The 11102-nt window shown below is 53.4% G+C and carries 10 protein-coding genes; 6 read left to right on the top strand and 4 right to left on the bottom strand.

Annotation, left to right across the window (positions count from 1 at the left end):
- Positions 1-74: 74 nt before the first annotated feature.
- From AC6RNO_RS18470 to araD, 4 genes are all read left to right on the top strand, one after another.
- Positions 75-1784, top strand: a complete 1710-nt coding sequence (locus AC6RNO_RS18470) for a methyl-accepting chemotaxis protein (RefSeq protein ID WP_497106308.1) — start codon at positions 75-77, stop codon at positions 1782-1784.
- A gap of 265 nt (positions 1785-2049) precedes the next feature.
- Complete coding sequence (locus AC6RNO_RS18475; protein ID WP_497106309.1) at positions 2050-2502, top strand: hypothetical protein; 453 nt, start codon at positions 2050-2052, stop codon at positions 2500-2502.
- A 590-nt stretch (positions 2503-3092) separates the two neighbouring features.
- Positions 3093-4325, top strand: coding sequence for an S-layer homology domain-containing protein (locus AC6RNO_RS18480; protein WP_497106310.1), 1233 nt, complete (start codon positions 3093-3095; stop codon positions 4323-4325).
- A 239-nt stretch (positions 4326-4564) separates the two neighbouring features.
- The gene (araD, locus tag AC6RNO_RS18485) at positions 4565-5254 is read left to right on the top strand and encodes an L-ribulose-5-phosphate 4-epimerase (RefSeq protein WP_497106311.1); all 690 of its coding nucleotides are present in this window, start codon (positions 4565-4567) and stop codon (positions 5252-5254) included.
- Between the two features lie 125 nt (positions 5255-5379).
- Here araD and AC6RNO_RS18490 read toward each other — a convergent pair whose 3' ends face one another.
- The 3 genes from AC6RNO_RS18490 to AC6RNO_RS18500 all read right to left on the bottom strand — a co-directional run bounded on the left by AC6RNO_RS18490 (position 5380) and on the right by AC6RNO_RS18500 (position 7275).
- Positions 5380-5817, bottom strand: coding sequence for an Ohr family peroxiredoxin (locus tag AC6RNO_RS18490; RefSeq protein WP_497106312.1), 438 nt, complete (start codon positions 5815-5817; stop codon positions 5380-5382).
- A gap of 431 nt (positions 5818-6248) precedes the next feature.
- Positions 6249-6893 carry a thiamine diphosphokinase gene (locus AC6RNO_RS18495; protein ID WP_488436897.1) on the bottom strand — a complete coding sequence of 215 codons (645 nt, stop codon included), beginning with the start codon at positions 6891-6893 and terminating at the stop codon, positions 6249-6251.
- A 136-nt stretch (positions 6894-7029) separates the two neighbouring features.
- The gene (locus AC6RNO_RS18500; protein WP_474687198.1) at positions 7030-7275 is read right to left on the bottom strand and encodes a hypothetical protein; all 246 of its coding nucleotides are present in this window, start codon (positions 7273-7275) and stop codon (positions 7030-7032) included.
- A 122-nt stretch (positions 7276-7397) separates the two neighbouring features.
- On the opposite strand from AC6RNO_RS18500, the gene AC6RNO_RS18505 reads away from it, so the two are divergent.
- A complete protein-coding gene (locus AC6RNO_RS18505) occupies positions 7398-8138 on the top strand; it encodes a DUF554 domain-containing protein (RefSeq protein WP_474687200.1) in 741 nt (246 codons plus the stop codon).
- 50 nt (positions 8139-8188) lie between these two features.
- On the opposite strand, the gene AC6RNO_RS18510 is transcribed toward AC6RNO_RS18505, so the two are convergent.
- A complete protein-coding gene (locus tag AC6RNO_RS18510; RefSeq protein ID WP_474687201.1) occupies positions 8189-8890 on the bottom strand; it encodes a response regulator transcription factor in 702 nt (233 codons plus the stop codon).
- A gap of 474 nt (positions 8891-9364) precedes the next feature.
- Here AC6RNO_RS18510 and AC6RNO_RS18515 point away from each other — a divergent pair, with 474 nt between their 5' ends.
- Positions 9365-10996, top strand: coding sequence for an S-layer homology domain-containing protein (locus AC6RNO_RS18515; RefSeq protein WP_497106313.1), 1632 nt, complete (start codon positions 9365-9367; stop codon positions 10994-10996).
- Positions 10997-11102 lie beyond the last annotated feature (106 nt).

An 11102-nucleotide genomic window follows, 5' to 3' on the forward strand; every position in this document is an offset into this window, starting at 1 on the left:
GTGAGTGCGAATAAAATATATCATTTTTCGACAATATTCGACTTTACTTTTACTCCCAAAAGGCGGTGTCTTCGGTGGCGTTCGTTCATTCCATTCGATTTAAATTTTTAATGAGTTTTGTTGCGCTAATTTTGCTGTTTATGGTTTCAGCCTCTTTGTCCTATATGATGGAGCATTCCGCAGAGTCGAGTATAGAGAAGCAAACTGAGATGATGGTCAACCAGAAGACGGCGCTTTCCTTAAAAAGTATGGTCGGGCTTTTATACAGCAACCAGGCCGATTTGATCATTAACAACAATCCCGATGTCATCGAAGAACACAAAACGAACGCAAAGCAGTTTCTGGACATGGTAGACGGCATGGCGGCCACGGCTCAGACGGATGAACAAAAGCAATTGGCGAAAGAGCTGTCTGTCCAGGCGCATGCTTATGTAGACAGATTCGACCAGGTAGAATCGATCTATAAAAATCAAAAAAACTTAACCTTGCAGCAGCTGAACGAGCAATACAGAAAAGCGGATGACGCCACGGACGAGGCAAAAAACAAGACTTTCGACTTGCTCGACAAGTTCATAGCGGCTTATGACCAAGGATATAAAGAAGCGCAAAGCTCGCTTGACCACAGCTTGACCGGGCTTGACCGCACGATGCTGCTGTCCAGCGCTGCGGTCGTTGTGATCGGCCTGATTTTGGCTTTTGCGCTGGAGCGGATGATTACGAAGCCTGTCGGACAGGCCGTCCGGTTTTTGCGGGGCATCGCGGAGGGCGACTTGACAGGCCGTCTGGAGGGCAGGACCAGGGACGAGATCGGCCAATTGATCGCGGCAGGCAATGAAATGGCCGGGCGGCTGCGGGCGCTTCTTCAGGAGGCTGCCGCGAATGCGGAAACCGTCAGCCGATCCGGCGGACAGCTGGAGGCGCACGCCCGGCAGACGATCAAATCGTCGGGCGAGATAGCGCACGCGATCGATCAGGTAGCTGCGGGCAATGCCGCGGCGGATCAGGGGGCATCCGAAAGCGCCAGAGCGATGGAGGAGATGGCGACCGGCATTCAGAGAGTCGCGGAATCCGCATCTTCCGTGGCCGAAGCGTCGCTGGAAGCCCAGGGGGATGCCGGACAAGGCAATGAGGCCATTACCCGATCGATCGATCAAATGATGCGCATCGAACACTCAGTCCAATCGTCCGCGGAAGTGATCGACCGGGTTGGAAACCGCGTCCGGGAAATTCATGAAGTCGTAAATTTGATCGCCGGCATTGCCAATCAAACGAATTTGCTGGCGCTCAACGCTTCCATTGAGGCGGCCAGAGCAGGCGAACAAGGCAGGGGATTCGCCGTTGTCGCATCCGAAGTGCGCAAGCTCGCCGAGCAGTCTGCGCAAGCGGCGGCGCAAATTAACGCCAACATCGCAGGTATCGAGGAGGATGCCCTGGCTTCGGCAACTGCAATGGGCGGGGTACGGGACGAGGTGGGCCAAGGGGTGCGGCTGATTCAGGAGACCGGCGCCTTGTTCGGCGGTATTCTCCGCTCCATTGCAAGCATTTCGGAGCAGGTGCAGGATCTGTCCGCCGCTTCGCAGGAAATGTCCGCGGGAGCCGAAGAAGTATCCGCCTCCATCTCCGAGATGGCGCACCTGGCCAAACAATCGGCGCAGCAGTCGCAATCGATTGTTTCGCATACCCAGAATCAGCTGGGCGCGATGCAGGAGATAACCGGCTCTGTGACACATTTGACGGAGTCGGCACAGGCGCTGCATGAAGCCGTACGGCAGTTTAAGGTGTAGGCGCCGGCCGTTCCGGTTCCGTTCAACGCTGCAGCATACCGGTGGCAGGAAAAAAATCAGCCGGGATTTCCATTGATTTTATTTAAGCAGTTGAACAGTTGCTGATAAAATTGTACTATTTGCAATAGGTACTTTCGCTCAGGCTACCTCTAACGCGGCCCTCACATCTTAGAAAGACCTCGCTGAGGTTTATCTCATCCCGCGAACTTGGGTCTTACGGCCGGCTTTATAAAATCCTAGAGCGTCTAATGGAAGGAAGAACATCATGAACTTCGTTGAACATGTTTGGGAGCATATCCGCTCAGGACAAATCAACAATTTTCCGCAACCGGTAGCATTGAACATGGGACTTGCATATACAGTCAAACTAAGCGACATGAAGACCAGCCTCGTCTGGCTTCCCTATGAGTACACGGGGCTGGCTTATGTGGATCTGGGGCATCAGGTGAACGTGTATCCCTACTACATGGGAGCGATCATCGAAGAGGTCGAGATTTCCAGAGGGACGGATTTGTACAAGCCCCAGACGGAAGAGGCGTTCGTGAAAACGTTGTATATGAACGGCTGGGAGCTGCACCAAACGCTGAAGCTGGAAAAGTACGGATATTTGTACGGAGCGAGCGCGGCGGATTATTTGTACAAAATGCAGCATTTTACCGAGTGGCTCCGGTATTACAATTCAACAGTCCTGGTCGGGCCCGGCCGGAAAATCGGGTAGTTTGCAGCTGGAAACTTGCCGCAGGAAACGCCGCGAAAGCAGCGCCAAACCGGCAGCAGTACGAAAAAAAGGAAACCCATTGCCTCGGCGATGGGTTTCCTTTTTTTCGTACTTGGAGAAAAAGCCTGCGATTGTGCAGGAATTTCCGCCGATGACGGGGTTAAGCATGAGTTTGGGCGATAAAAACTGCAGATTTGCAGGAATATTTCGAAATGAGTCTACTTCGGCATAAAAGGATGTATTTTTGCAGGCTTTTGTGTACGGCGTCGGTGGTTGGGCAGTGACGTAAGTGAAGTGATAGGGATGTAGTTTGCAGCAGACGGTGTCGGTGATGCCATTACATGTTTTCTGAGCATGATGTCTGGCCGGTGCTGCGTTAGAGGGATTGCCGTCTGTGGATAAGTTGTGTATAAGGTTGGGGGTAAGTGATTTGTTCCTGCATTGTTGCGGCTGGAGTCCCAGCCGTCATAGTCCCGTTTGTCTCGGCGATTCTAGGCTTTTAGCAGGTTTTCAAAGCCCGGATGAAGCATTATCCTAGGAAAGGCGCGATATTTCGCCAAAATTCACCATGGAGAAGCGGAGAGTCGTTGATGATAAAGTTGAAAAAGATGATATCGTTTTTAATCTTGCTCGTAGTGGCAGCTGCCGCGGCCGTGCCGGGAACGGGCGAAGCGGCCGGGTTTACGGACATTCAAGGCCATTGGGCCGAGCAAACGATCCGACAAATGGCGCAGCAGGGATTGCTGGACGGGTTCCCGGACGGCACGTTTCGTCCCGACGATTCGGTTACGGCGGATCAGTTTGTGAAAATAGTGCTGCTTTCCTTTACCGATGTATACCCGAACGGAGAACGGAAATGGAAACCCGCGTTCCTGCGGGCGCTCAGCAGTGGCAATCAAAGCATTTTGCAGCAGGATTACCGCGATTTTTCGTTTAAACCGAGTACTGTCGGGTATTGGGCGAAGCCTTATTTGGATTTGGCGAGCGATCTCCATTTTATTAGCAAAGGCCAATTTTCCGATTATAAAGCGAAGCTGAAGCGCGAGGATGTCGCTGAAATTCTGTATTACTTGCTCAAGGAAACGGAGTACTTGGAAGACGAGACGTACAGTGTCGCTACAGCTTCCAGATTCGGCGATTTTCAAAGCGCTTCCGACAGACAGCAAAAGTTCATCGGCGAAGTGATGGCCAAAGGCATAATGGAAGGATACCCGAACGGGTATTTTGGCGTCGGCGTGAATGTGACCCGGGCGGAAGCGCTGCGGATTATCGCGCGCCTGCAAAATAAATCGCAGCGGATCGCCGTATCGAATGAGAGCGAGCAGTTTGTGAAAATCGTGCCGACCAAGGACGGCAGCTACAAGAAGCTCGTGTTCCCGGACAAAACGATGCTCCAGGCCTACGGCGTGATGGAAGAGGCCGGCAAGCTGCGGGGGACGAACTACGACCTGGAAGAGACGACGCTGCGTCTGTTCCGGGATGCGGATGCCAAGGAGCAGGCCGTGAAAGGGGCGACGCTTGAAGCGCGCAGCAGCAGCGAGGTTTCCTTGTGGCTCGACCCGCAGTTTCAGACCTACGGCGTCACGGTGCGGCTGGAAGAAGGCACACTGGCCCGCAATACGGAAAGCATCCGCAAGTTTACGGATTTCTTGTTCGGATACGATGCCGAAACGTTTTACCGGCATTTTTCCGACATGTGCGCCAAGGCGGCTGCGAAGGAAGCGATTGAAACCGGTACGCAGCAAATCGGCGGTTATTCTGTGGAAACCCGGCTTGAACCGGACGGGAAGACGCTTGTTTTTTCGATGATCCGCTTAAAATAAAACCAGAAGCGCACGCGCTGCTGCCGGCCGGCTGAGATTGCTTTTTCTCGGCCGGCTTTTTCGATTTGCGGCGGCGGTGTGGTCGCGTCTATGCAGCATATTTTCCGCCGATTGGAGCGAATGTGGTACATACAAGTCCATCCAAAACAAGCAAAGAAAAAAGATGTATGACAAACATGTACGTACAAGTGTATAATGACTGTAATAGTACCCACATTACCGGAAAGGTGTTGAACACAATGCTGGAAAGCTTGAAACAGGCGGTTCTCGAAGCGAACCTTGATTTGCCGAAATATCGGCTTGTGACGTTTACATGGGGAAATGTGAGCGGGATTGACCGCGAGCAAGGTCTTGTGGTGATCAAGCCGAGCGGCGTGCCTTATGAAGAATTGAAGGCCGAGGATTTGGTCGTTGTCAACTTGGAAGGCGGCATCGTGGAAGGGAAGCTGAAGCCTTCCTCGGACACGCCGACCCATCTGGCCCTATACCGCGCGTTCCCGACGATCGGCGGCATCGTGCATACGCATTCGCCGTGGGCGACAAGCTGGGCGCAAGCGGGCAGAGGCATTCCTGCGCTCGGTACGACGCATGCGGATTATTTTTACGGCGAAGTGCCGTGCACCCGTCTTATGACGGAAGCGGAGATTAAAGGCGCCTACGAGCTGGAGACGGGCAACGTCATTATCGAGACGTTCAAAGACAAGGACCCGTCGATGATCCCGGGCGTCCTGGTCAACTGCCACGCGCCGTTCAGCTGGGGCAAAGACCCGCACAACGCGGTTCATAACGCAGTCGTTCTCGAAGAAGTCGCGAAAATCGCGTACCGTACGTTCAACCTGAACCCGTCCATCGGCGCTATGGACCAGACGCTGCTGGACCGCCACTTCCTAAGAAAACACGGAGCAAACGCCTACTACGGGCAAAAATAAGCAAAAAGCAGTCGGCTGAGGAGAGCCGGCTGCTTTTTTTGGCAAGTGCGTGCGACTTCGAAGGCAAAAATGTGCCGGAGCGACGGGCCCGGCGGCTTCCAAAGGCTGAACGAGCGGGTGCGGCTTTAGAATGAGAAGCCTGCGGATTCGACTACGTTCAGGTTCACTTCGATGTTGCCGCGGGTTGCGCGGGAGTAAGGGCACACTTGATGCGCGGCTTCGACCAATTCTCTGGCGACGGGCGCGTCTACGCCGTCTATTTTGACGTCCAGCTGCACGGCTAGCTGGAAGCCGCCGTCGTCAGCTTTGCCGATGCTTACGTGCGCCGTCACTTCGGTACCCTGGACTTCGATTCTCTTGTTGCGAATGACCAGGTTCAGGGCGCTGTCGAAGCAAGCGGAATACCCCGCGGCAAACAATTGCTCCGGATTGGTAGCGTCGCCGCCGGCCCCGCCCAGTTCTTTGGGCATCCGCACATCGAGTTTAAGGACGCCGTCGTTGGAGACGATCGATCCGTTTCTTCCTCCTGTTGCCGTTACAGTTGCTGTGTATAAGTTTTGCATGGTCATCAAGCTCCTTTTGCGTTTGGTTTTTGTTTGATTAATTGTGTGCAATTTAATTTTATACAATTTAATTTACTGCATATAGCGACAAAAGTCAAGACGGAGTCATGAAAAAAAATGCCTCCGCAATTCGAATTTTTGGAGACCGGTTTAGTTTGTACCAAATGTGGATACGGGATGCATAAGTGTGAGGGGAAAGTTAGACGTCGGCACGCATCTCGAACGATGATTTTCATCGTTCTGACGTGCTGCACGTTCGGGCCGGATATCCGACGGGTGTTTCTTGCAAACGGGGGCCGGTGCGATGTGCCGGGGGTATTTAAAGGAGTGAAGCGGATGAAATAGGTTTGCTGCACCCATATGCAGGCGTAGCGGGGGCTGCAAGGGAAGCAGCCCCGTGGCCGGGCCGGAAGGCGCCGTTTGCAGAGGAGTCAATCCTTGCTTTGGATCACTAGCAAATAGCCGGAGTCGATATCGATGGTTCCCGTATCTTCCACAAGCACGTTGCTGACGCCCAGCGACTGCCCGATTTGCAAGGTTGCTTGATGCAGCGGATATTGAAAGCCGTGAAGTGTAATCCCTGTCACTTCCATGCTCAAGGGCAGCAAGGAGACATGGGTGTACCGGCTTTTTCGGATCTTCGTCCGTCCTTTGACGGCTGCGATGACCTCGTTGCAGGCATCGATAATGGTGCAGGGGATGCCGCGGTCCGCCGCTTTTCGCAGCAGATGGATGTTGGACAGGGAATGGTCAAAGCGCGTCCCGAGAGCGCCCAGGAGCACGATGCTGCCGGGGTTGTTCGCCATCGCCCATTCGAAAGCCATCTCCGTATCGGTCAAATCTTTGAGAACGGGATCGCAATCGACGAACTCGCGGCTGGCCGCCCGGATTTCGTCCAGTTCCTCCGCCGATACGGAGTCAAAATCACCCAAAGCGATATGCGGCCGCAAACCGCTGCGTACGAGAAATAATGCGCCGCGGTCGCAGCCGACCAGCACGTCGTCCTGCCGAATTTCTTGTGTAACCCAATCTCCGAGAGCTCCTCCGGTAACAATGACGATCCTCTTGCCTGACATATCGAAATCTCCTAACGTTTTCATAGAATTAACCTATATTATAGCATAGGAGTCCGGCGGGCGGAGTCCATCGGACAGATTCCATAGACAGGAAAAAACCGAGCTGTAGGCACAACCCGGAAAATTCCGCAAAAGCTTATACCCTCTTCAGACCTCTGCTCTTCTGTTTTCGCATTGGCGTGTTCTCTTTAAAATTGTGATCAATATCGGATTCATCCATGGAAAAGCCCTTCATTTCCCAGGTCGTTCGGCCCAAGACAAGATCGGCAGGGAACTCGTCGCCCCGCTTGAGGGTCACTTCGCGGCCGTCTTCGTTGGCATAGACACCGTCGGTTTCGACCATGTCTCCGCTCATCGGGTCCATCGTTTTATCGTTAGACATGCAGCAGTCCTCCTTTCTCATAGCCTATACATACGGTTTCCAAGGGTGGAGGAAATTATGAGCGGGATCATGTAGAATGAAATAGATGAAAAGAGATGTCGTCAAGAGAGGAACCGTGCAGCATGGCTTTATGGGGAACGATTGTCAATGCGCTGGCTATTGTCGCGGGAGGGCTGCTGGGAATCATGCTGCCGCGCATACCGGAAGGCATACGAAGCACAGTTATGCAAGGAATCGGGCTGGCAATAGCGGTTTTGGGCATTGCGATGGCGCTCAAATCGGATCGGATTTTAGCGGTTATCATCAGCCTTGTGATCGGGGGCATCATCGGGGAGCTGCTGCGGATCGAGGACAGGCTTGCGCGGCTTGGCGACTGGCTGCAAAACCGGATGCGAAGCAAGACGCAGGGAAACGGTACGCCCGGCATATCGGAGGGCTTTGTAACGGCGACTCTCGTGTACTGCATCGGGGCGATGGCGATACTTGGTCCGCTGGACGGCGGTCTGAGGCATAATCATGACATTTTGTACACGAAAGCGCTGTTGGACGGGTTTTTGTCGATTATTTTGGCTTCGACGCTAGGGATAGGCGTCATATTTTCCGCGGGACCGGTGTTTGTGCTGCAGGGCGCGATCGCCATGGCGGCGGCTTTGATAGCGACGGCGTTCAGCGACGCTTCCCTGCAGGCGATTATCGTGCAAATTACTGCGGTCGGAGGCGTACTTGTCATCGGCGTCGGTTTGAATCTGCTCAATATTAAAAAAATCAACGTCGGCAACATGCTCCCCGCCCTGCTCATCGCGGCCGTATCCGTTCCTTTGCAGGAATACGCCGCCGAGCTGTACGCGAAGCTGCTCCACTAAAACCCGCCGCCCGGGACAAACGAAAAAAAGCTTCTTGCATGTGCCGCGCACTAAGCAAAGAAGCTGTTAAATTTATAGCCCACTCCCCGAACAGTGATAATGTATCGCGGTTCGGAGGGGTTGGGCTCGATTTTTTTCCGCAGGTTGCTGATATGTACGATAAGCGTTCTTGGATCTCCGATACTGTCGAGGCTCCATACGATTTCAAATAATTGTTCGATTTTATAGACGCGGTTCGGCGTCTTGGCCATCAATGCCAGCAGGTCAAACTCTTTGGCGGAAAGGGAGATAGGCTGTCCAGTCACTTTGACGATGCGGCTGACCAAATCGATTTCTAACCCGGGGTATTTAACGAGCTGAGGATGGTCTTTCTGTTTATCGAGGATCGAGTTTCGCCGCAAATGCGCTTTGACCCGGGCGACCAGTTGACTTGGACTGAACGGCTTGGTTATGTAATCGTCGCCTCCCATGCTAAGTCCCAGAATGATGTCAATATCTTCGCTTTTGCCCGAAAGGAAAAGAATCGGCGTATTATGCGTCTTGCGCAGCTGTCTGCACACTTCAATTCCGTCCAAACCCGGCAATAAAATATCCAATATGATAAGATCGGGCCGCTGGTGCAAAACAATCTCGAAAACGTCCTGCCCGTTATTTGCGCTAATAACCTCGTAACCTTCCCGAACCAGATAAAGTCGGATCAATTCGACAATATCCGGCTCGTCGTCAACGATAAGTATTTTTTCTCCAGACATGCATGGAATCCTCCCCGGTTATGTCAAGTCTCTATTTTGAAAGTAAGTGATTCCCATTTCAGGCCTACACTTCATTATAGAACGATTCTCGTCCCGATTCTATCCTTTTATTTCCATATTGTTTAAATCTGTCTGGGACCGCAGTCCGGGTTTCAATGAAACTCTTGAACGATGTATTGGGCCGGTACAGCCTCCGGTCATAGTTTTGACGAAGCAGGCGGGCAAAAAGTTAAACGGAGAAGAACAAGACGCAATGTGGATAACCGCTATTTGGCAGGTGGATAAATGTGTATATTTTGTGGATAAAACCTGAAATCCTGTGGGTGAACTGAGGCGGTGGTGTGGAAGGTTTGTGGATAACTTTTGAGTGAGAGCGTACAACTTTTTAGCCGGACCAGTATTTACAGTTTGCTAAACAACCGTCTTTCTTGCATGATAGAGAAGGCAAATAGACAACGAGGAGATGACACCAAGGTGCGAAAATGGGGAAAAAGCTTGAAAATCGCGGCTGTCGGCTTGACCCTCGCTTCGGGGATCATCGCGACGGGACAGAACCAGGCCGTACATGCGGAGGCCGCAGCAAAACAGGGGAAATTCAACATGTCGTACTTGTTTTCGGGCAATCCGCAGTCTTACGTCTCACAAGTGGATAAAAGCGGCCAAGCGCTGGATGCGATTTCTCCCAATTATATCGATTTGAAATCGGACGGAACATTGCAAGTTTCGGAGACTTTCGATGCTTCTTTTATAGATGCCATGCACAAGGAAGGGAAACGGGTCGTTCCTTTTATAAGCAACGATTACAACGAAAATACCGGGGAAACGGCGATTGATAAACGCGAAGCGCTGGCGGCCCAGTTGGCCGAAATGGTCAAGGCGAACAATTTGGACGGCGTCAACATGGACATTGAAAATGTGAACAAGTCCTACCGGGACAAATACACGGATATGATCCGGCTTATACGCGCCAAACTGCCGGCTGACAAGGAAGTTTCCGTGGCGGTGCCGGCCAACCCGGAGGGAGATAAGGCGAGCTGGCTGGGAGCCTATGATTACAAAGCTCTCGCCCAGAACAGCGACTATTTGATGATTATGGCTTACGACGAAAGTTACCCAGGGGATCCGGATCCGGGACCTGTAGCTAGTTTGTCCTTTGTGGAAAAATCCATTCAGTACGCTTTGACGCAGGTTTCATCCGATAAAATCGTGCTGGGGATTCCTTTTTACGGCCGTTACTGGAATCAGAACCCGGCATCTAACGGATCCAGCGTGTCCAACCAGACGATCGAGCAGCTGATCAAGACGTATAAAGGCAACAAACGATTTGATTTGGCCAGCCAATCGCCGACCGCCACGTTTGTCATTCAACCGACGGACGTCCTGCCGACTGTGAACGGGGAAAGTCTTCCTCCGGGCAGCTACACCGTCTGGTATGAAGACGAGCAGTCGATCAAAAAGAAGCTGGAGCTCGTCAAACGGTACAGTCTCAAAGGCACCGGCAGTTGGAGCTTGAACCAGGCCGCTAACGATACCTGGAACTACTACAGCCTGTGGGCGGACGGTTTTTACTTCGACGATATGCAGACCCATTGGGGGCAGTCGGCCGTACTGGACGTGGCGAACCGCGGCTGGATGGTCGGCACCTCCACAGGCGCGTTCACGCCGGACGCGCCGCTCACGAGGGCGGAAGCGGCGGTCATTCTCGTGCGCGCGCTGGGACTGACCGGCGATGCGGGCACAGCCGCCGCAACGTTCAACGACGTGCCGGCCACCCACTGGGCCCGGCAGGAAATTGCGTTGGCGAAGCAGCACGGGCTGATCCAGGGGATCAGCAGCGACCTCTTCGCCCCGGATCAACCCATAACGCGGGAGCAGATGGCTGCGCTCCTCTCCCGCGTTGTGAACGTGCCTTCGGCCGGCGGAGCGGCGAAGGCAAGCTTTTCCGACGTGCCGGAGGGAAGCTGGTCGTACGCAGCCATTGCGGCGATGAGCCGCATGGGTGTCGTCGACGGCTTCGCGAACGGCACGTTCCGCCCGCAAGCGTCTCTGACGCGTGCGGAAATGGCATCGCTGCTAAGCCGCATCGCGCCGCAGCTGAAAAAATAAGCCCCCCGCACCGCGGGGAGCTCTTTGCAGCGCCCTCCACTTGTTGGAGGGCTTTTTTTGCCGCCCGGGCGGGAGGAAGGGGATCCGGGCACCCAAACAACGCACA

The sequence above is a fragment of the Paenibacillus sp. sgz302190 genome, assembly GCF_059820445.1.